Here is a 24,093-nt window from a genome sequence, read left to right as displayed (position 1 = left end):
ATTATTCGTGTGGCGGAGTATCCGTTAGACCATTGGGATGACCGCCGTTCCAGTTGTAGATGTCATCGCCAATACGACCATAGAGCGAGTCGTGCGGACCATCGGCGGGGCCGTAGTGTGCCACGCGAAGCGATTTTGCATGCCCATCGGCCGCAACGACGGCCATTTTGCCAAAGTGTGTGGATGGATAACACACAAGTCCTTGTACCCGGTCGGTTGTATCACCGTAGTCAATGCGCGCGATAGAGTGTGGGGTTGGGGTTCTGTTGGTTCCTCGTCCGGTATGACTCCACATGGGGCCGGCCTCAACCAGCAGGACGGTTTGTTCCGGTAGCTCTAGATTATCGAGCGAGAAGGGGCCTTTGCTAAAGACTCCGAAGAAACGGCGGTTGAGGGCATAGGATGTAGGGATACGGTAGCGATGGGTTGGATCGGTAAGTGGTTTGGGGGCGGCGCTAACGGGATTGGCCGGGTTATCCAGCAGCCCTGGGAGCGAAGAGAGGTAGCCTTGTGCACGTACCGGCCATGTGAGAGGCGGAGCCTCTTTACGGAACTCTACCGGTGGCATGAGGCAGCCATCGTAGTCTTGGGCGTAGAGCTGCAGCGAGTCGGCCAGGCGTCTAAGATTCGACAGGCTTCTTTCTTGAGCGATCTCTGCTTGCTGCCAGTGGAGAAGGGGCAATAGCGCCAACATGAGGCCTAGAAGGATAAGAGCGATGATCGCTAGTGAGAGAGGTGAGGGTGAGGTTGGTTCAGTAGGGCCACTCATAGGCCTCCAACCTTCGCGAGCCGATCTCTATGGGGATGATGATCGCCAGTAGAGAGATAACGAGAAACAGACAGACGCCCGTTGGGATAAGCAAAGTTTTGGCGGGTAGATAGTCTGCAGCGGCAAAGGCGGAAAGGGCGAGCGCGGCGCCGGCGCTAAGAACATAGAGGGTTGCGGCTACAAAACCAAGGATAAGCGCCCAAGGGCTGACCCGCACGGCAGGGTTATCATGAAGAAATCGAGGGAAGATGGCGGAGAAGCCCACACCAATGCCGCAAAGTCCTGCCGATAAGATGAGGACGATTCCCATGAGCAGTATCACTTCCAGGAACTTTCCTCGGAAGAAAAGGCCATCGAGAGTGCCTAGAAACAGGCCGAAACCACCAGAAAGGCTGGTGCTGGTAAGCCATTTAGCAAAAAGATTGCGACGAATCGTGATGGGAGCTGTAAGAACGAGCCAGTAACCGCGTCCCTCCATACCCAGCAGAGACAGGCTAAGGATAGATGTTTGCGTATAGAGGATAATCCCGAGTAGAAGTGCCGCTAGATAGAAGAGGAGGGCGAAAGTGTCTGGGGAGTGATCGTGTAGGGCAAGCACAAAGGGCACCGCGAAAAGAATGGCCGGTACGGCTAACTGGGAGAGGAGCACCGGGTCGCGTAAGATAAGGCGGAGGTCACGTTCAACAAGCCCACCGAGCTGATCTGGCAGCAGCCGTCGGAGTAGGTTTTGGCCTTGGGTGTTAGACACGTGAACTGTGTGCGAACGCTCCATGGAGAGCGTTTCGTCCGAGATGATATGACGACCTATGAGAAGCACTGTCCCGAAGAGCAGGCCGTTGCTAACAAGCAAGACGATTGTAGGCAAGAGGGCACTGCTTAAAGGTTGTTGGCCGCCCAGTGCAATAAGCATCGTGACAAACCAGCCTGAAGGCGCTAAACGGGCGGTAATAGGCACGGTATGCAGAACAACAGGGTAGGGAAGCGAATGAGCATTGGCAAGGAGCGCGAAGATCGGCGAATGAGGTAGCGCTATGGCAATGTCGAGGCAGATGAGGGCCCCCATGAGCACATTCAGGAGACTGATGGAGGCACGTATGCGCGCAAGACCCACGATGCGGAGCAGAATGATGAGCCCCAAGGCCACCAGCAACGCGGGTAGGAGTAGAAAAAGGAAAGTAAGTGGCATAAGTAGCATCCAGGCAATGGGGGATAGGGAGAGAGCGAGGCCTGATGCAAGAACAGCCGGTACGCCTAGGGCAGAGAACTGTAGGGAGTTGATGATGGTGGCCTCAATAAGGCGGGCTGTAAGGATAGCCCAAGAGGGAAGTGGGGTTGAAAAAAGGAGGGTATAGTCCTCGGCAAGCAGGAGAGTCGAGGCCACAAAGGGGACGGAGCCGGCCAGCAGCAGCAAAAAGAGGTAATAATAGAGCAGGAAGAGACTTTCTCGTAGGACGCCAAGTTTCTGAGCTGCGACTAAAGCCCAGAGAAAGAAGACACAGGTGAAGCCGAAAGTAGCCAGACCGGCGACGAGAACGGCCATCGCTCCAACCGGTTGGTTGTGTAGAGAGGTTCTACAGCTGTTTTTGAGCGTCAGCAGGTGTAGGCGCAACAGAAAAAAAAGCATTCCGTTTCCACTGTATCTCTGAGAATGACCGCTTCCATTTTAGCACAAGTCGGCGCGTTCGCCATTCGTCCTCCAACCTTTGAGCGTCCGCAGCCTGCACCGAGCCTCATTTTAGGTAGACATGCCTTCTTCCGGTTCCTTGTGCCAACACGTGTGAGAAGAAAGGCGACAGCCTTTTTCACTGGAAGCCCTAAACCGAGTATGATCGGAAGTTATCATCACGGGCTGCTGGTATAATTACAGAGAGATAAGCCGGGTTACCAATGACTCTGTAGGTTTCGGCGATTTTGCCGATACTTTAGAAAGCGCTGAAGCAGAGCAGGGTGGTGCGTTTGTGGCCTCATGATATGTGCGGAAGGGGAGAGGAGCGTAGACCAGGGTGACGGAGGTCGGTGCCGCACGGGCATCTGCAACAGAATGGCGTAGCATCTGTCTAAAAAAACGGAAGGGATGGTTTCGCCAAGCGTATACGATCCTGAGGAAAGACATAAAGGCCGAGTTGCGCACGCGGGTTGCTCTCTGTGCCGTAGGTCTCTTTACCTTTGCTGCGCTGCTATTGTTGGCGTTGGCTACGGAAAGTCTAAGACAAGAGTTCGTTGTCGATCCACGTGGCGTAATGCGACCGGCCTGGAACGCGCCGGCGAAGATGGGAATGCTGTGGGTGCTGCTCTGTTTTGCAGCGTTCTCCGGTTTGTCTCATGCCTTTGTACATGAGGAGGAGACCGGTACCGCGCTGACGTTGCGGCTTTATGCAACCCCAGAGGCTGTTTACGCCGGGAAGCTGCTTTTTAATCTACTACTGCTGTGCGGCGTCGCGCTCGTTGTGACACCAATCTATATGGCGATTACCGGTTTGCCGATGGGCGAACCCATCGCCTTTCTGGTGCTCATGCTGAGCGGTTGTTTAGGTTTGGCCAGCACGGCCACCATTATCGCCGCTCTCACGGCCAAAGCGCGAGGCAGTGGAGCGCTCTATGGAGCGGTAGGGCTGCCGATGCTGGTGGTATTTCTGCTGCTTTTGCTAAACGCTGCGGGGACACTTTATATACAAGGGGCGCCGACGATACTGCACGTAAAGAATATTGGGGGAGCGCTAAGTTTCGGTGTGCTGATCGTGGCGGTTTCGGCGCTCCTTTTTAACTATATCTGGGAAGATTAGGGATGACCGCTATACATAAAGAGCTGAGTGAGGCCCAAGTTCGGTCTGAACGACGTTCAGGTACACTGTCGGGCGCTTGGTGGAAGATCGGCACGGGTCTTTTGATGACCTATGTCATAGTAGGAGCCTTCTTTATTGCGAAAGGCGCCGTAGGGTTTGGAAAACAAGGCGATCCGGCTCGAATCGTCTTCTTCCACGTACCCTGTGCCGTTTTATCTTCTATCGCCTATTTTGTGGGGGTTGTCTATGCGGTTCTCTGTTTATCGGCCGTTCGGCGAGGAGAGCGAAGCAAAGCTACTCTGAACGATATAAAATCGGCAACGGCGATGGAGCTTGGGTTTCTCTTTTGTCTATTGGCTACAATTACCGGCTCCCTATTTGCTGGTGTGCAATGGGGCAGCTTTTGGAACTGGGACCCTCGTGAGACCTCGATTGTGATCATGCTGCTGCTTTATGCCTCTTATCTCGTGCTACGGGGTGCCCTAGCGGAGCGTTTAGACCGGAGAATGCGGCTTAGTAGCGTGTACGCTCTCGTGGCTCTAGTGCCGGCTCAATATCTTATTTGGGCTGTGCCGCGCTTGGTGCAGACAATGCACCCAACCACTACGCTCTCCGATCCGTCCAACACAAGTCTGAGCTACAAATTGGTGCTCTATCCGTCCTTTCTTGCGTTTACCCTGCTGTTTGTATGGCTTTTTCAGCTTCGCGTACGACAGGCACAGCTAAGCCTTCGACCAGGCACGCAGAAGGCTATGGAGCAGCAGGCTGCTGAAAAAATTAAGGAATAGGAGTATGTATTCTATGAGTCACTCAGCCGTTCTCTTTTTCGTGATGCTTGTGCCGCTGATTGTGTGGTTAGGCCTCTTCTGTTACCTCTTCATTATAGATCGTGCCATTCGGCGCATGGAAATTCGTATAGAGGAGAAGGAGGTTCTATAGCGTCCATGCAGGGTCTAGCGGAAGAGTTAGGTACTTTACCTGCGAAGCGTGGGGCGGGCGGGTTTAAGCTCGGACCGATCATCGCGGGGTTGATCATCAGTATCGCCATCGGTTTCACGCTTTGGGCGTTTACCAGTTCGATGACGCCCTATGTAGACATCGCCACCGCCCTGCGGAGTACTGGCCCAGTGCAGGTGCGTGGCAAGATTCTACACCAGACCGTGCGTTGGGATCCTCAAATGAAAGCGCTTACCTTCATTTTGCAGGACCCCCATAATCAGACCATTGAGGTGGTCTATAAGGGGGCGAAGCCAGAGAGCTTTGATACGGCGCCAGAAACCGCGGTCACAGGTACGGTACAGCACCTGTCAAACGGTCAGACGGTTTTCGTTTCTACGAGCATGGTGGTAAAATGTCCCTCGAAGTACGATGACACTCGAAAGCCCTTGCCCTATAGCAAGGGAGGGATATCTTAATGACACCGGGAACCATTGGCAGCACGGCCGTTTTTGTGGGGTTGGTTGCGTCTATTTTAGTTATTATCGCCTATGTCTTAGCGCTTTGGCGACCTTCTGGCGAAGCCCTGTGGCGTTCTATTGCCCGAGCTTGCTATGCGTTGACTTCGGTAAGTGTGCTCACCGCCTTTGGTGCGTTAGCTTACATCGTCTATCATCGCCTCTATCAGTACGATTATGCGGTGCAGCATACAGGCAACGATCTGCATAACCACTGGTTTCGTTTGGCTGCAACCTGGTCGGGCCAGGAGGGTAGTTTCCTCTTATGGGCTTGTTGGACGGCCCTTATCGGCTGCGTCGTGATGTTACGGGCGCGACGCTATGAGGCTCGCGTAATGCCAATCTATACTTCCGTCATCGCCTTCCTCTGCGCTATTCTCATAAAGCAGTCACCCTATACTCTGTTCCTCAAGGCACATCCGGGCCTACCAGGCGTTCCTTCGGATGGATTTGGGTTAACACCCTCGCTTCAGAACTATTGGATGACCCTCCATCCTCCCACCATTTTCTTTGGTTTTGCCTCATTAGCGGTGCCCTTTAGCTATGCAGCTGCCGCCCTTATTTGGCGGGATTATGAGGGGTGGGCTCCCCGTGTATTTCCTTATGCGTTGTTGTCGAGTGCAGTGTTGGGACTTGGGCTTTTTATGGGAGGCTATTGGGCCTATGAGACGCTAGGGTGGCACGGCTTTTGGGCATGGGACCCTGTAGAGAACGCCTCTTTCTTTCCCTGGTTAGCGGTGACGGCGTTAGCACACGGATTGCTGGCCCAGCGCACGCGTCGGACAATGGTGCGCACGAACTTGTTTTTCGGGCTTCTCGCGTTTTGGCTTTTTTTGGTGGGTACCTTTTTGACACGATCCGGAGCGCTGGCTTCGAAAATGCCTAATGGACAGCTGCTGTCGGTTCATGCCTTTGATAACATTGGTAAAAGCGGCCTAGTGCTGATGGTTACTATGTTGCTGTTTTATGGCATTGGTGGCCTAGCGTTATGGTTATGGCGCCTAAGGACAATGCCGAAGCGGCCCTCTATGGGGGATTCGCTTCTGTCTCGTGACTTCGCTCTCATGCTCTCCGTTTTGCTGATGGGTATCGCCTGTGCAATTGTGACGCTTGGCTCGACAACACCTCTCTTCCTCAGTTGGTTGCATCGTCCACCAAGTGCACCTGCACCGGTGTTTTATAATAAGGCGATGTTCCCTATCGTGCTAATCACCGCCTTCGTGATTGCCTGCGTTCCTTGGTTGGCATGGCGAAGAACCGACCCTGAGAAGTTTAAGCAGAAGCTCCTTATTCCTTGGCTTATCATGATCGCGTTCGGGTTTGGACTGTTCTTCTGGGTACTAAGCTCTCAACGTGCGATAGCTGCTGTGAGCGATCCGCAGGTATTGAAGGATACACTGCATCAATGGATGGGGCCGGGGGGCCAGCGGGTTTTGGTTATTTCTATGGCCTCATTGGGCTTTTTGGCTGCTTTATCGAACGCGATGCTAGCCTATCGGGTATTTCGCAAGAAGCCTTTATCGGCCGGGGCCTGGATCGCTCATGTGGGGGTTGGTGTGCTGATTATCGGTGTTATTCTCTCGAATACCTTTGAGCGAACCGCCCTAGTCACTCTAAAGGAGGGGCAAGGACCCGTTAAGGTTTTTGGCTATACCATCTCCTTTGAAGGGATGACCGGCAAGCCGTTACCAGAGCGTCCGCTCGATCCGGAGTACGACCCAGAAAATCGGGTGATGTTGCGCATTACTCCGCCTGGTGGAGATAGGATTGATGCTTCGGGCAACAGTCAAACGTTTTTGATGGAGCCTCGGTGGTTCGTGCCGCGCCCCTCGGTGGAGGAGGAGGCACAAGGCAACCCAGATACCATGATATGGCCTTCCATCAAGAAGTATGTGGGACATGATCTGTACATAGCACTGGCCAGTCAGCCAGGTGTGGAACTGCCCTATGTTACCATGCGACCGCGGTCGGTGACGCAGTTAGGCCCCTATCGCATCTACTACTATAAAGCTGTAACACGACCCCTGCAATACATGGGAGCCATCATCGGCATCACCGATCCCGAACAACCCTTTAATACACCTGACCATATTGTTGCAGCCGAGCCAGGCATTGAGTTCGTGCACGGCCCGGACGGTTCCCTCATGCGCACCCCACAAGGGATGCCCATGTTAGTAAAGACCGGTGAAGCTCTCCCGCAGATTACCGACTCGCAGGGAAGACCTGGGGTAGCTATTTTGGATAGCCTAAAGGTTGGAAGCGACGAGGCACGTATAGCGTTTAGCTTGCCCGATCTGCCTGCCATGTGGACGATTCCGCTTTCGGTTACCTATAAGCCCGGAATCAACTTAGTGTGGACGGGTGTACTTTTGGCCGTAGCCGGAATTCTTTTAGCCATGGTGCGGCGTGCTCGCGAGGCTCAAGAGGTTGAGGAGACCGGTTTCCTCTTACCGGCCGATCCTGATGATGAGGAGGGGATCGATAGGGAAAAACCTGCCCGAACTCCACCGACACAACAAGGTAAACCCTCCCGCCCTGAGCCGGTACGTGCTGCCATTCGGAGGGCAAGCCGTCCCTAACAAACGGTTTTGAGTTATTTCGTTCTCCTCTGTTAGTAGGCAGACCCGGTAGCTAGGGTCTGCCTTTTACCGTTTCACCAAAAAATGTAGCTACCGTGCGGAACTACGCGGTGAACAACGACGGATGATGTGCCTTCCGATGCTCTATTCAACGCCGGTTATGCTAAAAAGCAGGGGCCCCGCGAACGGGTTATCGGCACGAAAAGTAAGGGAGCGGATGTCTTTGCGCGGATAGGGGTTGTGCCAGCGAAAGAGGCGAAGTGCCACGGTACGTGCCCCGATGCTGTAGGGAATGGTAGAGACAAAATAGGAGCGTGAGTGCGTGAGATCGCTTAGCGCCGCTGTCTCATATCCCGAGCGAAGAGGGATGGTGATCTTAGTACCATCGGTATAGGTGACGATCAGAGAGGCTGCCACTTTTCCTGGCCCAATGTCGCAGGTGAGGGCGCTGAGAAGGGCAATAGTACGTGCAGGTCGGTCTATGGGAATGTTAAGACTTGTTGGGGGGGAGTTATCGGGGCCTGCAGTGTAAAGTCCGCGTAACAGAATACCGCGGCCATCGTTGGCATAGAGGATACCCGTCGTCGCGTCGTTCACTTCTGGAGTGGGCGTTTGCGATGGGGTAAGGACCGTCTGCCAAGGTAGGCCATTGTCTGCTTGTGCTAATTGAATGTTAGCCGAGTCTGAAAGTGAAACAAGCCACCCTGGACGCGATACTCCGGGAGGCGGTAGATCGCCGTAGAGCCGTGTAAAAAGCTCGGAAGGCGAGTAGGGCAGGGTATCCGCATTAGGGGACTGGCCTAGAGAGAGAGGCTTTAGATTTGAGCCGCTCCAAGCATATTCGGCGGCCAAAACGAAGGCGCTGAACTGTGGGAAATCTTCAGAGAGAAGGCTTTCATTGCTGTTATAGCCTGCCCAAGTCGTTTGGAGCGTGCCTAAGGAGCGGTTTTGTATGACCTGTTGAGCCCAGCCACGGATATTCTCCGGCTCGTACCATGCGCTGCCGATGGTCTGAAAACCATCCTTTTGAAAGAGATCAAGACCATTTCGCTGCTCACTACCGGGGGCATAGCGCCAATCACAGATAATGATGTCCTTTGGTAAGGCAGCACGCATCGCCTGAGCATCGGCTATTGTGGGAGCGTTGGCTGCAGATAGTGAGGGGTTTTGTGGTGTTGGCTTTCCCTCTAGTGGATTGAGCAGCATATCCGACCAGATCATAGTACGGATGTCACGCTTAGCGAGCCAGTCGTGCAAGCGTTTCGTGTCGGTTACAAAAAGTTTGACGAGTCCCTCCTGTTGATTTTCAGGTCGAGCCGGATACTTCCCAAAAAGGGTGACCTCGTCATGCCCGATATGGAAGAGATGAGGATGAAATAGAGAGATCGCCTCATTGAAAATATCAAAAACGATTTGGTAAGTACGTGGGTCATTTACGTTATAGGCATAAGGAGTGGTGACGTCTTCTGCAAGCTCTTTATGTTGGTTATTCACGAAGAGCCATTGGGCATGGCCTAGCGTTTCGATGAGCGGAATGGGTTCCATAAAGTGATCACGACAGAAAGCGATCTCTTTGGCAAGATCGTGAGGTGCCATTGCAAAGGGAACATGGAGCTCAGGATGCGATTTCCATGCCGTGTATTCACACTCGATTACCATTCTATTAAGCTTAAGGCGTGAGAGAACACGTTCGATGAGCTTTTCATGGAAAGGAAGCGCCTGCTTTCCCACAAAGAGATGGGCACCGCGAAAGGCGAGCGTAGGCCAATCTGAAATGGAGACTTGAGGTAGCATCGGTTGTCCAGCTTTATCTCGTTGTAGAAGTTGACGAAGGGTTTGCAGGCCGTAGAAGGCACCTGCTGCGTCTCTGCCGACAACCATAACAGCGGTTGGAGTTACCTCCAGTGCGTAGCTTTCGGGGACGACAGGAGGCACGGGCGCTTGCACGGGCAAAGGCCTATCCGCTATGGCCACAAGAAGCCCTTGGTTTTCCCAAGCGCCATGGGCGGTTACAAATTGAACGCCCTCCAATGCCCATTCACGTGCTAGCTCTATAAGGGCTTTGTTAACGCGCTGACCCTGCTGGTTATGCGGCAGATAGAGGTAGATCGGTAGCTTTTTAGGGAGTAGATAGTCGGTCTGTGAGAATTCCACCTGCTTGGGCTGGGGTACGAGGACGGGGTGCCCTTGCGCATCGGTGAGCGGTGGTGGGCCTACTTGGGCTTGTTGTGTATCGAGCCGCTTTGCAGGGAGCGTTTCGCCTCTCGCGACGGTCTGTAGAGACGGCAGAGTTGGAGAAGGAACGACTTTCAACGATAGCGTTTCGTTAAATGTCTCTCCTGGGGACAGTGTGCTCCCGGCAAGCCCACACCAGAAAAACGGCTCTCCTTCAAGGTAGGGGTCGGAGCGAGCATCAAAGCAGACCCCCTGATCTCCTTGAAAGGCTACATCTATCTCTCCGATGGCGGTGTGTTGGAAAGTAGTGTTAAGAAAGGGAATTTCGGCAGCGCGCCAGGGAACCGGAAAGTAAGAGATGGGCTGCTGGTTTTGCTGACCATCACGGGTAACCCATTTTTGGGTAGAACCGACCAGCAAGTAGGCCCAAATTCGAAGCGGATTCCACTCTATAAGCGCTGGAGTTGTATCTTGCCAGTTGGCTTGGAGGGTAGCGCGAATCGTCCCGTTTGGCGAAACCGTGATCTGTTGTACACCGGTGAAATGGCGACTGGCCTCATCGTAATGAAAGTCGGCACGATAGGTAAGACCGCCATCAGGCTGAGTGATTACGGAAACATCCGGAGGATGAGCCCCAGAGCTAAAGTAGCCTTGTGCATAGTTTGGAGCAAAAAGTTGTAGTTGACCACCACGGGCAAACGGAATGCCTTGGTAGTCTAAAGAAAGCGCCCCGTTTTCCATCCAAGCTTTCCACGGTCCAATAGAGGTAGGTGTTTCAGGATGAGGTGTAGAGGCTTGTGCCATGGCTGCAATGCTAGAGAAGAGCGAGAGGGCTAAAACCGCAAGAACAGACGTCACAGAACGTATCATACATTTTAATTAAAGAAAGCCCACGAAAAATCCTGCATGCTGTCTCGAACGAAAAATGGAAGCCCCTATCAAGGGGCTCTTATCTGTCGTTTTGATAGGGCAGCAGGTCTTCTTGACAGAGGAAGTGCAAAAATGCTACATTCCCAAATCCTAGCAACTCTGCCGGTTTTGGAGGAATAACTCTGTGAAGCGTATTGCAGCTATTATAGCACTTATCATCGGATGTTCATTCACGCTCCTACGAGCTTCTGCACAAACCTCCCCGCCTTCCAACAGCACGGCGTTAGAGTTGGCTGAGCCCGAGCGTCCTAATCGAGTTGTTGGCTATACAGGGTGGGACGATCAGTATCTCTACATTGGGGTCGTAGTCAATAAAGCGACGCTTCAAGGCACAAACTCGGCCCCTTTTAGCGATCCCCTCAAAGACGATGCGATCCTTGTGCTCATCCAAACAGATGATGACCACACGATTACCAAGCCGAATGCCAAGACTGTAATGGTGGCCGCAAGTGCCGTTGGTGGACTGCAGCTGTATCGCGGCCCTGATTTCAAGCCGTTATTTAACGGGATGGAGGATATCAACGATCGCCTCAAGCAGATACAGGAGAGCAAGGAAGATGAGAAGCAGCGCGAGGCCGCGCGCATTGCCTTGCTTTCGCAGATCATCAAATATGCTGTAGCACCTCACGGGGCACAGCGTATTACAGGAACCTATGTGCCGGGCTACACGCTAGAAGCAGCGATTCCTTGGGTAGATTTAGGAGTGAAACCATCGCCAGGATTGCGTTTGGGATTTACGGTTGCAACACAGTCTACCACGCCGGATAGCCCCAAGTTGCTCTGTTTGTCGCCTCGGATTACCAGCCGGGCAGACCTTTACAACCCTTCTTTGTGGGGGCAGCTTGTGTTGAGCGAGGCTGCAGAACCTGCACATATTGATACCCTTATTTGCCCACGTTTTGCAGCCGCCAAGCCGGTTATTGATGGCACTGTTAGCCCAGGAGAGTGGAATGCCGAATCGGCCTTTGTGTTCGGTGGAGAGACAAGTGCTGGCTTAGTAGTCCTCAACACACAACAGGCTCGTGAGCATCCACCGTTTCAGCCGCAAGCTCCCCGACCGATTATTCCAGTAACTTCTTATCCTAGCCGGCAGGTTGTTCCGCATAAGCCTCAGCCTGTTACACCTGCACTCATGGCCCTCTATTACTATAACTATCAAGCCGATCCAAGAAAAGAGGCGCCTCCTATGGGGGTGGTGGGTAATGATGGAAGTACTGCATTAGCTCATCATCCGCTAGATGGCTCAGGCCCTTGGTTTTCTTATGATTGCGCAGACTGGCACTTGCAGCAGATTGTGGCAGCACGTCAAGCGGGCATAGATGTGATTTTGCCGGTGTACCGCTTAACGGCACGAAAGGAATACGCAGATAAAGGGCTAAGTGCGTTGGTGGTGGCTTTGTTAGCTGCAAGGGCCTCACGCCAGGACTATCCTCTTGTTGCCCTCTACCTCGATCTGAAGGACGCTCGTGAACTAACAGAAGAGGCTTTATATAGTGGAATTCGTGACTTTTATCGGCACCTTCCGTCTGAGTTTCGCTTTAGTGTACCGCTAGATGCAGAGAATGGTGGTGGCATTGCCTATCCGATCTTTATCAACCATGAGGATGCTATTTCATCGCCCACACCCTCGCTTTTCGCCGACTTACGTCGGCGGTTTTCTGAGGAGTTTGCAGGAGCCGATCTCCTCTTTATCGGTACGCCCGATTACCGCGGGATGCCGTTGGACGGTTTGTTCGAGTTAGCTCGTGACAAAGGCGTGACTGCGGAGCAGGGAGGGTGGATACGACTTGCGACTTTGTCGCCAGGATATGACCCCACCGTGAGTGACCATAGTGCAGAGGCACTGAAGCGATATGTGTCTCGAAATGACGGCGCGACCTATCGCGATCACTGGAACGCAGCGCTTTCGGCAGACCCGAACTGGATTTTGGTGGATAGCTGGAATGGCTATACTGATGCCACAGAAGTGGCTCCCTCCCTAGAAGACGGTTACATTATGGTGGATATTACCCGCGAGTATGCTCAGAGGTGGATAGGACTGCATCGGACGTCGGCACGTTTCTTTGCGGTCGGGTTGCCACAGCGCGTTGAAGCAGGCTCCACGGTGGACGCCTTGATCCGTGTGGAAAATACCGGCACGGAGGTTTGGGGTGCAAAACAGGCACCGATAGCATTGGCCTATCGGTGGGTAAAAAACGGTACACCCGTTGCTTACGGTGAACCTATTCCGTTGCCCGAATCGGTGGCTCCTGGCCAAAACGTCAGTATTCCTTTGCAAGTACATGTGATTAGCCCCAATGGGGCCCCTCTGACGCCGGGTGCCTATACTCTTGAGATCGGTTTGACCACACTCCAACGCGCCACCGCAGATAGTCCCTTCCTCGATACGAATTTGCCAGGTGGAATGGTTCGTCTGCCGGAACAGGTTGAAAACGCATCCGAGTTGCCATCAATAGCTGCCGAGGTTATCCAATCCGATTTGCGCCCAATAATGGAGAGTGGGAGCGTCTATACGGTTCACGCGCTTCTAAGAAATGATGGGGCAGTGGCGTGGAAGGCCTCGGAAGGGTTTCGTGTAACGCTGCGGCTTTATCGGGTGGAGGAGGCGGTGTCGGGGCACGAAACGGAGATACCCGTTGATATGGCCGATGCTTCCATGACGCTCACTAAAGATGAGGTGCCCGGCAGTGTAATAGCGGTTACCCTACAGTTGCCTTTGATGACGCCGGATGGGAAACCGCTGCCAGTGTGGCATCAGCGTGACAACTGGACCTATCTCGCCCGTTGGGAGATAGCGGATGGCAAAGGGAATGGAGTCTCGATAGATGCAATGCCCATCTGCGTGGTACCCTACGATTTTGGTCCACGTTTTCTATCTACTCAGATTCCAGGCGAACTACCTGCCGCTCATCGGCTGCCGGTGCCGATCTCTTTGATGAACGACGGCCCGCAGATATGGAAGAAGAACCTTGTACGGGTAGGTTATCACTGGTACTACCTCGACGGCACGGAGTATGTATTTAACGATGAGACCACCCCGATCCCCCAGGATATCGCTCCGGGGCAAAAGCTGAACGGTTTCCTTGCATGGGTAACGGCGCCTCCTTATGATGGTCTGTACTATCTTGTTTGGGATTTACAAGTGGGCGATACCTGGTCATCTACAACGTCCTGCACACGCGTAGATGACCGTTTGGTGCAGCTTGTGCGTGTGGTGGACGGCAAGTTGCAGTTTGTGGATCTTTCAACACTCTACAATATTAAGGGTGTCACAAGTGAGATGATGCCTGGCATAGGGAGTTTTGATGATCAGGGGCTGTCGTTTCCTAGAGCGTTAATACCGAACTATGCCGTCAGCGGGCCCATACCCTCTAATATCTGGATGCCTGTAGACCATGGCGGACCAGACTCCAATCGCCGTATAGCCTTTCTATGGGGTAGCCCTAACGCGAAGGGGGAAGACTTTTTGGCCTGTATGGGTCAACGCCTTGAGCTAGGAAAGCAGAGCGGGGTCTATCGGTTTATTCACATTTTGGGCGCTAGCGCGTCGAAATCTCTTCCCACCCAGCTGCGACTGGTATTTGCCATTCCGGGAGGAGGTGATTCGGCCGATCTATGGGCACTGAGCGTGGACCCATGGAACGCTTTGGAGTCCAATTTGCAGAAGGTGGGGTTCTACTGTCGTTGGCACAATGGGCCGAGTGGCCCTCAGCCGGGGGCGGTTGGACTTTATCACTATGTGGTGCCAGTTACCGAGACGAGCAAGTTGGTTGCCATTCAGCTGCCGAACGCGCCTGATTTTCGTATCGCAGCGATCACGTTGGAGAAATAGCACAAGAGCTTCCTAATTTGGATACACCTTTAATTTCTGGCAATGCGTAGAGAGTCGAGAAACTCAACCGTGTGAAGAGGTCGCTCGGCGCGGAAGCGAATGAAACTTCTGAGAGCACGTTCGATGGAAGAGACCACCGTTTTAGGCGGCAAATAGTGGAGCAGCGCCTCTGGAGGGGCCGTTCGCAACGTTTGCAGCGCGATGAGGGTATCGGCGGGTAAAGGGAAGACATCAAGCGAGGTATGTCGGCAACGCGCGCACAGTGCGCCACCAGCCGCAGGGCTAAACCCAAAGGGGGGTTCCTGAAGCGGTTCGCCGCAGTGTGCGCAGTATTCAAGAGCGGGAGCGTAGCCTAAGATCTCCAAAAGGCGAATGTCATAGGCGTAGATGATGGAATCGAGCCACGCGGAGGGTTGTGTGAGGAGGAACAGGGCAGCGCAGGTAAGTTCGAAAACGGCTTCACTGGAAGAGGCATCGTGAGGGTGAGAGAAAGCGTCGAGCAGGTCACAGATGTAGGCAGCACGGGAGAGGCGTTCGATGTCGGTTCGTAGGGCAGGATAAGCATTGACGATCTCACATTGGGTAATGATGTCAAGACTGCGTGCGGTGGCAAGAAGAAGACGGACGTGCGTAAATGGCTCGGTGGCACCAACAAGGCGACTGGTAGTGCGTTGGGAACCTTTTGCAACAGCCGATATTTTCCCGTGTTCTTTCGTAAAGAGGGTGAGAATACGATCGTGCTCACCTAGACTTCGGCGATGAAGCACAAGGGCCTGAGCGGTGTAAGTCGGCATGGTGGTTCCTCATCGGGTAAACGATTTGAGATAGTTCTGCATCGATACGGAGAGATCGCTAAGTGCGAACCGCATAGCATCCCGTAGAACGGTCTGCACGGCCTGTTGATCGGATATGGGAGCCGATACGCGCATTGTGTCTATGACACGGTGGTGCCAAAGAGTCTGCAGATTCTTACCGTCTATAAGATACCCTACGGCTTCAGCGCTGCCTTCAAGTTGAGGGGTAGAAATATCCGTTGTGACGCTCTGCTCTATCCAACTGCGCAGTTCCAGGTCGGTTATCCGAAAGCAGAGGAGGTAGTCTGCTTTCATCTGTTTTTCGACGCTTTGAAGATGCTGAGTATCCGGTGTTTCATCGTGCCAAAGGGAGAGGGGAGTCAAGTGGAGCTCTACCAGAGTTTTTTTAGTTGCATCGGGTGTATAGATTTGCTGAGCTGAGAGAGGCAAGAGGTTTATGGAGAGCAGGTCACTACGATCGGTTGGGAGGTTTTGTGCGCCTACGAGCAGAACGCGACCGGAGGATTTAAAAAGGATGGCATCTGCCATTTGAGGGGCGGGGACAGGTAAGATGGCGAGGTGTACGGAGGGAGGAGCGAACGGCGAGGTCTGTCCTGTTTCTAAGGCATGAAGGCCCATTTGAGCAGCTTGTAGCGCCGCGAGGCGGATAGCATCAGCCTGGGTGAGTTCGTAGTTTGAGTGGAGGAAGACGTGAGCGATCTGTGCGAACCCAACGATAGGAAGCGGGGTGAAGGAGAGCTTGTCCGCAGATGAGACAGAGAGCACATGCAGGGTAGCGTGTAGGATGACGATGCGGAAGCTTCCATCTTGAATCTTCAGGTTATCTACGTGAAGGACAATCGCATAGTTCATATGCAATGCCCTACAAAGCTTACAAATTTGGACAGGATTAACAGGCCAGGTAAGCGGTATACCTAGAGTCCTAGCCTTCTGTTCAACGGTGCTAGCTGTTGGAGTTTCAATAGCGAAGCGTTGTTGGAGGAGCATCTGAAACGCGTCGTTCAGGAGCGTCTGTGCCACCGGCAGCTGCAAGGAGGAAGGCAGTTTATCTAGGGGTACAGCCTTCGGAGAACCGAAGAGAGGAAGATTGCGAATGAGCGTGTCATCTTTGTGGGGCGCGTTTGGAAGGCGAATTCCGATGGACTCTGCGAGGAGCTGTTTTTGATGTTCAAGCTCCTTTTGAATATCCGTTGGTAAGCTATGTGCTATGGGGCTGAGCACCACGATCTGACGGGCCGTAGACAGCACTGAGGAAGGTGGGATAGCTTTTAGGGGCAAGGTTAACAACATTAGCCCGATGAAACCAGCGGCACTTCCGCTTCGCCTATTGACAACTCTACTCCGCATTCGTATACTTTACCTTAACCAAAGGGTACTTAATAGCGAACGAGACGTTTTATCTCGGAACTCGTTTTAAGGATCGTAATAGATGTCTACTGAAGAGAGAGAACTCTATACGGTTGCCCAAGCGGCAGACTATCTTCAACTGACCTGTGCGAGCATTCGATCTTATATACGACAAGGAAAAATAAAAGCCTTTCGTGTGGCTGGAGGACGCAAGATACTTATTCCTCGGGAGGAGCTTCTCGGATTATTGGAACCTGTTGTGTGGAACGCTCGGCTTACGCGATCGGGCAAAGCCATAAAAGATGTCTGAAGAACTAAGAGAGCTTTGGCGCTACCGTTATCTACTCTATATGCTGGTTCGTCGCGAGTTGAAGGTGCGCTATAAAAACTCCGTACTCGGCTTTTTATGGTCTGGTATTCCGCTTTTACTGCAGGTATTTGTCTATACTTTTCTCTTTCGCAACGTGGTCGGAGTGCGCGCCCCCAACTACAGCGCCTATCTTCTAACTGGCATCATTCCGTGGACGTTCTTCTCTACAGCTATTTTGGATGCGAGCCAGTCCCTTTTGATCAACTACCCGATCATTCGGAAGGTCTATTTACCACGTGAGGTTATTCCGCTGGCAAGCGTTTTAAGTAACTTTGTCCATTTTTTATTGAGCTGGGCTCTCTATTTCATCGTTTTTTTAGGAGTTGCTCCGCTCTTTGGTTTAGGGACACCGCTACTTGGAAGCATGGTGTGGTTTCCCTTCATAACGATCATAGAGCTACTGTTGGTGATCGGATGTGCGCTTGTCGTGGCGTCACTGAACGTTTTTTACGAGGACGTCAAGTTCATCGTACAGACCGTGTTCCAACTTGGCTTCTTTCTTTTACCGGTGCTCTATCCAGCCGATCAGATATACTATACGTCGCATCTTATCCGAGCGCATCCATGGCTCTATAAGGTTTACCTTCTCGACCCGATAGCGGCCATTATCACGGCTTACCGGCGTATGCTCTTACAGCCGATAAGCCCTGTAGCGTTCAACGCTTCGTTGAGGGGAGCCAAGCCTTTGCCGTTCGACTGGACGCTCTGGTTTGGGGCATGTCTGCTTTCGTTTCTCATTGCATGGGCAGGATATGCCTATTTCAATCGCCGCAAGTGGCTTTTTGTGGAGCGGCCATGACAGAGACGATCGCGATGAGAGGTCTGGATGAGACCGAAGAGGGAAAGCAGTATGCTGTGGTGGTCTCCCATTTAACGAAAGAGTTTCGGGTTCGTTATCGGACATCGGTTAAGCGGCGATTGATCGGTCTCTTTGGAGGATCGGAGCCGACGTTAAAACGTTTCACGGCCTTAAGCGACGTGTCGTTTTGTGTGCCGCATGGGCAGACCGTAGCGATCATCGGGCGCAACGGTTCGGGGAAATCTACGCTAATGGGGCTTTTAGCACGGGTCTATAAGAAGACATCGGGGGAGATCCGTCTTTATGGGGTAGACGGAGGATCTGCACGGATCGCGCCGCTGCTGGAGTTAGGGGCGGGATTTCATATGGACCTGACTGGAGAGGAGAACATCGAGTTTTACGGAGCTATTTTAGGCATGTCAGCCCGTGAGATGCGCCAGAAGTTCGACCGCATTGTTGAGTTCGCAGAGCTTGGAGATAAAGTTCGGACAGCGGTGCGAAACTGGAACGACGGTGCACGGCTGCGGTTAGGGTTTGCGATTGCAATTCATACCGATCCGGATATTCTATTGATTGACGAGGTGTTAGCGGTTGGGGATGAGGCCTTTCAGGCCAAGTGTTATCGCAAGGTAGAGGAGCTACAACGCCAAGGTAAGACGATACTTTTTGTGTCGCACGATCTTGCAAAGGTGGAGCGGGTGGCTCAGCGGGTCATATGGCTTATGGACGGGCAGATCCACATGGATGGTGAGGTAAAGACGGTTTTAGAGGCCTACCGCCTCTATAGTGCCGAGCAGGCGGGTTCATAGCGGTGAAAGAGAGAATACGTTTATACCTAGGCATTGATGGTGGGGGCACAAAAACGGCGGTGACAATCATCACCGATACAAGGGCCGTTGTTGGTGAGGGAACGGGGGGGCCGGGCAACATCGCGGTTACCGCCGAGCCGGTGTTACGGCGTTCTGTGTTAGAGGGCGTGAGTCAGGCCTGTGCCATAGCCGGTTTAGAAATTGCCGACACTCACTTTGCTGGTGTTTGTGCCGCAATGGCGGGATATTCCGATGAGGAGAGAAGGCAGCGATTTTTTGAGCTATTAAAGGGTCTTGTAAAAGCCGATAGGTATCGTATAGAGCCAGATTATGTGGCGGCCTATTGGGGTGCTACTCTGGGAGAGCCTGGAATCGTTGTGATCGCTGGCACGGGAGCTGTGGCCTATGGGCGGAATGCAGAAGGCGAGAGTTATCGTGAAGATGGGCTTGGATATCTGCTCGGCGATCGGGGGAGTGGATTTAATTTGGGGCTTCATACTTTACGTTATACGTTAGACCGTATGAAAGAGGGGAATGTAGACCGGTTAGCGGCGGCCGTTTTAGAGTTTACGGGGGCACAGTCACAGAGTGGGATCGTGCGATGGTTATACGGCGATTTTGTTCCTGCAAAGGTAGCTGAACTTGCACCTGTTGTGGGCGCGTTGGCGGATGAGGGGGATAGGGCGGCTAGGGATTTAGTGGCCAAGATGGCTCGCTGTTTACGTCATTCGGTACGTCAGGTTAGGCACAAGCTTTGGTTACCGAGAGATGTACCTGTTTACATGCTGGGGGGCTTGTGGAACATTGGGTCATTTTTCCGTTCTGAGTTTATCCAACCTACTTGGCGTGTGGAGGGGGAAGGCGACGATTTATCTGGAGGTCGTTTCCTCATCGGGACCCCGCATGCCGACGCGGCATACGGGGCAGCCTTGTTGGCGTTGGAGGCATCTTTGACCGGTTCTTAAGGAGGGGTTTCTAGCCAGATACCCCAGCTGAAGGCAGGGCGGGTTGCGCCTAACCTTTGAGGCTCTGCCGTCTAAGACAGACGGGGCTGACACAAGAGGCCCTCTGAGGCAGGCAATAGCCTGCAGTCTCGCTTTGATGTTCAACGCAGCGTTCTTGTCAGCGTTGAGTTCAAAGCCACATCCGAGGCGTTTAAAGTGCGCCTGAGATTTGCAGTTGGCCTTAGACAATACCTACCACAGGAACAGGTGATGGACGTAGATTTCAGGGCTTTTGGGCGCCTGCCTCTGCGCCGACACGATGAGCCTGAGGGAAACGATGGGTAAGCAACGCGGAGGGGCTTGTAGGTGGCATGATGCAGCCGTGTCCCATTGCGTTCTCTGTTGTCCCACCTGTAACCGCATACGGTGTTGAAGCAGACCGTGGACTGCGCAGGGTCCCCACAGGGCTACTTTACCAGCGTCGTCGGTGTTCAGTTTCACGCGCAGGGTAAGGTTCACCTTTCGATAGTTTCTGTTCATTGAGGAGAGGATTACCGAAAAAGTAGTATGTGTCAAAGGACAGGAGATTGTGAAGGTGTCTTGACCGCTTCTGTCCTTCTAGGGAGGAGGCAGGGCAATTCCTCCCCCGCCTAAAGGCACGGAGGGGTCTTCTTGCCCTATTTTTATGAAAAAGCGGCGGGTGCAGGAAACCTGCTGATCCGCCGCTCGCAATAGATTTAGCTTCATAGTTTAAGGGTTTGAGCCTATTGGCCCATGACGTATGATATTGGGTGGGAGGGGTGGAGGAACGGCAGGTCCTGAAGGATGTGCTTGAATCCTGGGCTTTGGGCGGGGGATGCTTCGGAATGGATTAAAGAGCACGTAGAACAGGCCTCCTACAATCAGAATGGTCAGTAGGATCAGGAGCGTGGCCGTTTGTGGACTGATCTCTTTTCGCACGGTGTCATCTCCTTAATTATTGGCCCACCAAGGCCCCCAGTAGTCTATATCATAGCCTCCTTGCCCATTGATAGACTGTTCAGAGCCGTAGGGTGTATATTTGGCATGACCGTCTACAAAGACAGTGTTATAGCCTCCGCCTGCTCCGGGTACGGGAACCCCGTTTACCTGTTTAGCGAGAGGATGTCGGGGGTCTATGGCGTTCCAGTCGTTTCCAGGGGAGACGTTAGGATCTATGCTCCATGAGTATGCGTTGAAGAAACTCCAGGCACCGCTACCGATCGAGCGGTAGGTATCTCGGCTATAGCCCCACGCGGGCACCGAGAGTGTATCGCATAGATAGGCTCTTTGTGCAGGTTTGTCTATAGCGTCCATGAGGCGGATACGGAACACGGTGGGATTAGCGCTGAAATCGAAATAGCCAGTTGCACCCCAGGCATTGATACCTACATGGATTGTCCAGTCGGCGTAGACTTCATCTCCACCAAACCATCCCTGCCAGGCTGGGTCATGAGTTGGTTTTGGTAGATCGGGGCACCACCAAATGTCCTGGTTTTTTACATAAGGCTGAGTTAGATCCATCCAACCTGCCCAAAGTCCTTGGGAATCCGTGGTTTCATTAGGACACATCATCCCATCATAGTCTTGCACATACATAATCAGACCCATGGCGAGCTGCTTTTCGTTAGAGAGGCAGGTTGTTTTTCTTGCGGCCTCACGCGCTTGCGCGAAGACCGGGAACAGAATCGCCGCAAGTATCGCAATAATAGCGATAACAACAAGCAATTCTATCAATGTGAAGGCACGTGACGAAGGTTTCATGGAAAGAACTCCTTTCTTTAGGTTTTACTAGCAGGTGGTGCCGTCGATTCGCGCACCACAAGCTGTGATGGAACAACGATGCGAGTTGGTTCTGTTTCTCCTTCTTGATGAAGATAGGGGTTTTGAAGTCTCTCTAAGAGCAAGTTAGCGCCGGCTATGCCCATATCGGCCCAAGAGACATGCAGGGTCGTTAGTGGGGGATGAACAGCAACGGCAAAAGGTTCGTCGTCATAGCCTGTGAGTGAGAGATCATGGGGAATGCGTATGCCCTGCTTCTGGGCCTCTTGCGCCACGAAGGCGGCGATGATATCTGAACCTGCCGCCAAAGCGGTAGGACGTCGGGAGTCTGGTAAGGAAAACCAAAACTTAATGGCATCTGCTACACGTGGTTTCGGTCGCCGAATGGAGATAATAAGCTCCGGATCCGGTTGGATACCCGCTTGAAGTAGGGTGTCTTCGTAAGCTTTTTGACGCACAGAGTAGTGATAAGGGCGATCACCACGCAAGAAGGCGATCTTTGTATGGCCCAACTCTAGGAGGTGCTCAACCGCAGCCTTCATGCCTCCATAGTTATCGTGGACGACACGTGGGAAGGGGCCGATAGGTTCTGCATCTACCACAACCACTGGGTAGCCCTGATGATGAAGCCATTCAAGCCCACGTTCTGGCATGTGACCAAATACCAGGGCTCCATCGAACTTTACGCGATGGCACCACTTGGCGAGTTCGGCTACGGAGAAACCTTTTTTGATATCTCCGCTACCCGGATAAGCCCAGATGAGTCCCCAAAGATCTGAGGCGAGGCGTTGTGCTGCCGCCTGAGAGATCTGCATCTCTGACATCGTATGCGTGGGCTGAGTACCCCAAACTTCCCAACAAGAGATCAGGGCGATGACACGATGACGTATCGCGGGGCAGATTTGTTGGGTTTGCGACGAGAGGCATACCACTGTGCCTGAGGCAACGGAACGGCGTACAAGCCCGCGGCGAGCTAGTTCGGCGAGTGCTCGTTCCGCTGTTTGATAGGAGATGTGGTAGTGGGAGGCAATTTTACGTGCAGACCAGATCGGCTGACCGTCCGTAAGCCGGTTTGAGTTAATGGCCTCTTCGATTTGCTCTACGATTTGAAGGTAGAGTGGACGATCCCCAAGTGGATCCAGATGTAAAATCACCATCGTCTATGTCTCTACTATAGAACAAGAACATTCCAATACTATGACTGCTATGTGATAAGTATAGCACAAAATAGCACGAGCGTCAAGAATGGAGCCTGATAATTTCTTGCAGTGAGACAACTTACGTGTTAAGCTTGAGGGGAGAGCACAAAGGGAAGAGGTTGGCGAAGAATAGAGGAAATAAGAAGCAGAGGGCCTATAAGCCGGGTTCTGTCTTTGTGTGGCCATCTCTCTGGGGAGTCGGTTACCCGGCTCCTCAAGCGATCTACCGGGAGGGTCCGCGGGCCGCCTCAACCCCTCCCTTTGATCTTGCTCCCGATGGGGTTTGCCAGGCCGGTGTGTTACCACACCGCCGGTGCGCTCTTACCGCACCTTTTCACCGTTACCGCAGCCAAACGGCCACGGCTGTGTGTTTTCTGTGGCACTTTCCGTCGGGTCGCCCCGCCCGGATGTTATCCGGCATCGTGCCCTATGGAGCCCGGACTTTCCTCTGCAGCGTGCACACGCAATGCAGCTGCAGCGGCCACCCGGCCCTCTGCATCCTCTCTATTTTACTATTTACCACTGCTACACGATACGATGTTCCTATAAGCACAAGGGGCTTTGTTGTGCTAGAAAGAGTTTAGAGGAGTTCAAAGTGTGGAGCAGACGGCAAAGGTTGGGGTTTTTGGGTGATGCGGCGGGCGAATTGACAGAAGGTGCAGTTTGGCGAGTCGCAAAGCAGAGCGTCCGGCGCACCTTTCAAAAGCGCCACGGCCATTGAGACTACGGCTTGTACATTCATACGTTGTGCAGGCATGGAGCCAATCGTACCATAGCGGATAAGGCGGGCTTGACGAAGTAGGGGCTCGATTTTGACAAAGCCTTCCGTGCAGCCAGGCTTGCCGCGCATCGTTCGCCAACGCTCCTGTCCAACTTTTACACGGAGGGTAGAAAGGAGATAGGGTACCTCTGCCCAGACTTCTGCCAGATGCAGCAGCAGGTTAGAACGCTGATCGGTGTTAAGTAGCAGTAGCTCACCGTTTAGGCGATGAAGGTGTGCTAGGGGACTGTTGGAGCCAAATGGAAAGTGAAAGGGGGCTGTGTGGGTCAGAAGAGGGGCGTTAGGGCCGATAGCTGCAAAGGAGAAAACAGGATGACGACTTCGTCTGGCTTTAGGGCGAGTGCGGACAAGCTCCGGTAAAGGGCCTACGATCCGAGAGTCGGCAGGTGTAGAGCGAATGCGGAAAACGGATCCTGGCAAATATTGGGTTCCATTTTCGGTCGGCGTGGTAGTCGGTGACGGAGAGTCTACGGTAGTATAGGTAAAAGTCGGTACCATTAGTGTTCCGGTGGGGCCTAGTACCGTCAGAAGCGCGTCAAGGAGGGTTTGAGGCAAAGGGGCGGCCGATGACGGCCATGTGGAGTGCACTAACAGGGTTACGCCTGAACGCAGGCCAAGGTTTTGGAGATCGGTTACTAAGTGCTGCACGCTGAACATGCGATGCTCCTCTGTTTTCGCTGCTTCCTCGCAACACCACAACACAAGAA

The 24,093-nt window shown here is 53.1% G+C and carries 20 protein-coding genes and 1 other RNA gene; 10 read left to right on the top strand and 11 right to left on the bottom strand.

Annotated elements, in window-relative coordinates:
• Position 1: 1 nt before the first annotated feature.
• The gene (locus CCALI_RS02800; RefSeq protein WP_016481957.1) at positions 2–769 is read right to left on the bottom strand and encodes a hypothetical protein; all 768 of its coding nucleotides are present in this window, start codon (positions 767–769) and stop codon (positions 2–4) included.
• Positions 753–2,393 (bottom strand): putative ABC transporter permease subunit, encoded by a 1,641-nt coding sequence (locus CCALI_RS02795; RefSeq protein ID WP_016481956.1) that lies wholly within the window; start codon positions 2,391–2,393, stop codon positions 753–755. The genes CCALI_RS02800 and CCALI_RS02795 overlap by 17 nt, the downstream gene beginning before the upstream one ends.
• Before the next feature lie 379 nt (positions 2,394–2,772).
• Here CCALI_RS02795 and CCALI_RS02790 point away from each other — a divergent pair, with 379 nt between their 5' ends.
• From CCALI_RS02790 to CCALI_RS02775, 5 genes are read left to right on the top strand one after another with little or no spacing between them, the layout of a single operon-like run.
• The gene (locus CCALI_RS02790; RefSeq protein ID WP_016481955.1) at positions 2,773–3,552 is read left to right on the top strand and encodes a heme exporter protein CcmB; all 780 of its coding nucleotides are present in this window, start codon (positions 2,773–2,775) and stop codon (positions 3,550–3,552) included.
• A 2-nt stretch (positions 3,553–3,554) separates the two neighbouring features.
• Entirely contained in the window at positions 3,555–4,340 is a 786-nt protein-coding gene (locus CCALI_RS14740; RefSeq protein ID WP_016481954.1) for a cytochrome c biogenesis protein, read from the top strand.
• 13 nt (positions 4,341–4,353) lie between these two features.
• Positions 4,354–4,491 carry a CcmD family protein gene (locus tag CCALI_RS15640; protein ID WP_016481953.1) on the top strand — a complete coding sequence of 46 codons (138 nt, stop codon included), beginning with the start codon at positions 4,354–4,356 and terminating at the stop codon, positions 4,489–4,491.
• Between the two features lie 5 nt (positions 4,492–4,496).
• Positions 4,497–4,967: a cytochrome c maturation protein CcmE domain-containing protein gene (locus CCALI_RS02780; RefSeq protein WP_016481952.1), complete on the top strand. Its 471-nt coding sequence runs from the start codon at positions 4,497–4,499 to the stop codon at positions 4,965–4,967.
• Positions 4,967–7,585 carry a cytochrome c-type biogenesis CcmF C-terminal domain-containing protein gene (locus CCALI_RS02775; RefSeq protein ID WP_016481951.1) on the top strand — a complete coding sequence of 873 codons (2,619 nt, stop codon included), beginning with the start codon at positions 4,967–4,969 and terminating at the stop codon, positions 7,583–7,585. The genes CCALI_RS02780 and CCALI_RS02775 overlap by 1 nt, the downstream gene beginning before the upstream one ends.
• A 144-nt stretch (positions 7,586–7,729) precedes the next feature.
• Here CCALI_RS02775 and CCALI_RS02770 read toward each other — a convergent pair whose 3' ends face one another.
• Entirely contained in the window at positions 7,730–10,618 is a 2,889-nt protein-coding gene (locus tag CCALI_RS02770) for a glycoside hydrolase family 20 zincin-like fold domain-containing protein (protein ID WP_172636617.1), read from the bottom strand.
• Between the two features lie 196 nt (positions 10,619–10,814).
• Between CCALI_RS02770 and CCALI_RS02765 the strand changes: the two genes are divergently transcribed.
• Positions 10,815–14,522, top strand: coding sequence for a cellulase and CBM (locus tag CCALI_RS02765; protein WP_016481949.1), 3,708 nt, complete (start codon positions 10,815–10,817; stop codon positions 14,520–14,522).
• Positions 14,523–14,551: 29 nt separating this feature from the next.
• Here CCALI_RS02765 and recO read toward each other — a convergent pair whose 3' ends face one another.
• Both recO and CCALI_RS02755 read right to left on the bottom strand, forming a co-directional pair.
• Complete coding sequence (gene recO / locus CCALI_RS02760) at positions 14,552–15,316, bottom strand: DNA repair protein RecO (protein ID WP_016481948.1); 765 nt, start codon at positions 15,314–15,316, stop codon at positions 14,552–14,554.
• Positions 15,317–15,325: 9 nt separating this feature from the next.
• Complete coding sequence (locus CCALI_RS02755; protein WP_016481947.1) at positions 15,326–16,684, bottom strand: hypothetical protein; 1,359 nt, start codon at positions 16,682–16,684, stop codon at positions 15,326–15,328.
• Positions 16,685–16,766: 82 nt separating this feature from the next.
• Here CCALI_RS02755 and CCALI_RS02750 point away from each other — a divergent pair, with 82 nt between their 5' ends.
• From CCALI_RS02750 to CCALI_RS02735, 4 genes are read left to right on the top strand one after another with little or no spacing between them, the layout of a single operon-like run.
• Positions 16,767–16,994: a helix-turn-helix domain-containing protein gene (locus CCALI_RS02750; RefSeq protein WP_016481946.1), complete on the top strand. Its 228-nt coding sequence runs from the start codon at positions 16,767–16,769 to the stop codon at positions 16,992–16,994.
• A complete protein-coding gene (locus CCALI_RS02745; protein ID WP_016481945.1) occupies positions 16,987–17,853 on the top strand; it encodes an ABC transporter permease in 867 nt (288 codons plus the stop codon). The genes CCALI_RS02750 and CCALI_RS02745 overlap by 8 nt, the downstream gene beginning before the upstream one ends.
• Positions 17,850–18,662 (top strand): ABC transporter ATP-binding protein, encoded by an 813-nt coding sequence (locus tag CCALI_RS02740; protein ID WP_016481944.1) that lies wholly within the window; start codon positions 17,850–17,852, stop codon positions 18,660–18,662. The genes CCALI_RS02745 and CCALI_RS02740 overlap by 4 nt, the downstream gene beginning before the upstream one ends.
• Positions 18,663–18,664: 2 nt before the next feature.
• The gene (locus tag CCALI_RS02735; protein ID WP_016481943.1) at positions 18,665–19,627 is read left to right on the top strand and encodes a BadF/BadG/BcrA/BcrD ATPase family protein; all 963 of its coding nucleotides are present in this window, start codon (positions 18,665–18,667) and stop codon (positions 19,625–19,627) included.
• 231 nt (positions 19,628–19,858) lie between these two features.
• On the opposite strand, the gene CCALI_RS15905 is transcribed toward CCALI_RS02735, so the two are convergent.
• The 6 genes from CCALI_RS15905 to CCALI_RS02715 all read right to left on the bottom strand — a co-directional run bounded on the left by CCALI_RS15905 (position 19,859) and on the right by CCALI_RS02715 (position 24,043).
• Positions 19,859–20,146, bottom strand: a complete 288-nt coding sequence (locus CCALI_RS15905) for a hypothetical protein (RefSeq protein ID WP_155850458.1) — start codon at positions 20,144–20,146, stop codon at positions 19,859–19,861.
• Between the two features lie 210 nt (positions 20,147–20,356).
• Positions 20,357–20,566: a hypothetical protein gene (locus CCALI_RS02730; RefSeq protein WP_016481942.1), complete on the bottom strand. Its 210-nt coding sequence runs from the start codon at positions 20,564–20,566 to the stop codon at positions 20,357–20,359.
• A gap of 12 nt (positions 20,567–20,578) precedes the next feature.
• The gene (locus CCALI_RS16575; RefSeq protein ID WP_016481941.1) at positions 20,579–21,388 is read right to left on the bottom strand and encodes a DUF1559 family PulG-like putative transporter; all 810 of its coding nucleotides are present in this window, start codon (positions 21,386–21,388) and stop codon (positions 20,579–20,581) included.
• Positions 21,389–21,405: 17 nt separating this feature from the next.
• The gene (locus CCALI_RS14730) at positions 21,406–22,563 is read right to left on the bottom strand and encodes a GntR family transcriptional regulator (protein WP_016481940.1); all 1,158 of its coding nucleotides are present in this window, start codon (positions 22,561–22,563) and stop codon (positions 21,406–21,408) included.
• A gap of 183 nt (positions 22,564–22,746) precedes the next feature.
• Positions 22,747–23,102: RNase P RNA component class A (gene rnpB, locus CCALI_RS15595), an RNA gene on the bottom strand.
• Between the two features lie 83 nt (positions 23,103–23,185).
• The gene (locus tag CCALI_RS02715) at positions 23,186–24,043 is read right to left on the bottom strand and encodes an AAC(3) family N-acetyltransferase (RefSeq protein ID WP_016481938.1); all 858 of its coding nucleotides are present in this window, start codon (positions 24,041–24,043) and stop codon (positions 23,186–23,188) included.
• Positions 24,044–24,093: the final 50 nt, after the last annotated feature.

It is taken from the genome of Chthonomonas calidirosea T49, assembly GCF_000427095.1.
GTDB lineage: Bacteria > Armatimonadota > Chthonomonadetes > Chthonomonadales > Chthonomonadaceae > Chthonomonas > Chthonomonas calidirosea.
Note: the sequence above shows the minus strand (reverse complement) of the source record. Positions and strands in the feature narration are given on the sequence as shown.

Coding starts and splice junctions, on each gene's coding strand:
- recO (WP_016481948.1), bottom strand. CDS start 15,316: ATGCCGACTTACACCGCTCAGGCCCTTGTGCTTCATCGCCGAAGTCTA.
- CCALI_RS02750 (WP_016481946.1), top strand. CDS start 16,767: ATGTCTACTGAAGAGAGAGAACTCTATACGGTTGCCCAAGCGGCAGAC.
- CCALI_RS14740 (WP_016481954.1), top strand. CDS start 3,555: ATGACCGCTATACATAAAGAGCTGAGTGAGGCCCAAGTTCGGTCTGAA.
- CCALI_RS02800 (WP_016481957.1), bottom strand. CDS start 769: ATGAGTGGCCCTACTGAACCAACCTCACCCTCACCTCTCTCACTAGCG.
- CCALI_RS02780 (WP_016481952.1), top strand. CDS start 4,497: ATGCAGGGTCTAGCGGAAGAGTTAGGTACTTTACCTGCGAAGCGTGGG.
- CCALI_RS15640 (WP_016481953.1), top strand. CDS start 4,354: ATGAGTCACTCAGCCGTTCTCTTTTTCGTGATGCTTGTGCCGCTGATT.
- CCALI_RS02755 (WP_016481947.1), bottom strand. CDS start 16,684: ATGCGGAGTAGAGTTGTCAATAGGCGAAGCGGAAGTGCCGCTGGTTTC.
- CCALI_RS02775 (WP_016481951.1), top strand. CDS start 4,967: ATGACACCGGGAACCATTGGCAGCACGGCCGTTTTTGTGGGGTTGGTT.
- CCALI_RS14730 (WP_016481940.1), bottom strand. CDS start 22,563: ATGGTGATTTTACATCTGGATCCACTTGGGGATCGTCCACTCTACCTT.
- CCALI_RS02745 (WP_016481945.1), top strand. CDS start 16,987: ATGTCTGAAGAACTAAGAGAGCTTTGGCGCTACCGTTATCTACTCTAT.
- CCALI_RS16575 (WP_016481941.1), bottom strand. CDS start 21,388: ATGAAACCTTCGTCACGTGCCTTCACATTGATAGAATTGCTTGTTGTT.
- CCALI_RS02795 (WP_016481956.1), bottom strand. CDS start 2,393: ATGCTTTTTTTTCTGTTGCGCCTACACCTGCTGACGCTCAAAAACAGC.
- CCALI_RS15905 (WP_155850458.1), bottom strand. CDS start 20,146: ATGAACAGAAACTATCGAAAGGTGAACCTTACCCTGCGCGTGAAACTG.
- CCALI_RS02715 (WP_016481938.1), bottom strand. CDS start 24,043: ATGTTCAGCGTGCAGCACTTAGTAACCGATCTCCAAAACCTTGGCCTG.
- CCALI_RS02740 (WP_016481944.1), top strand. CDS start 17,850: ATGACAGAGACGATCGCGATGAGAGGTCTGGATGAGACCGAAGAGGGA.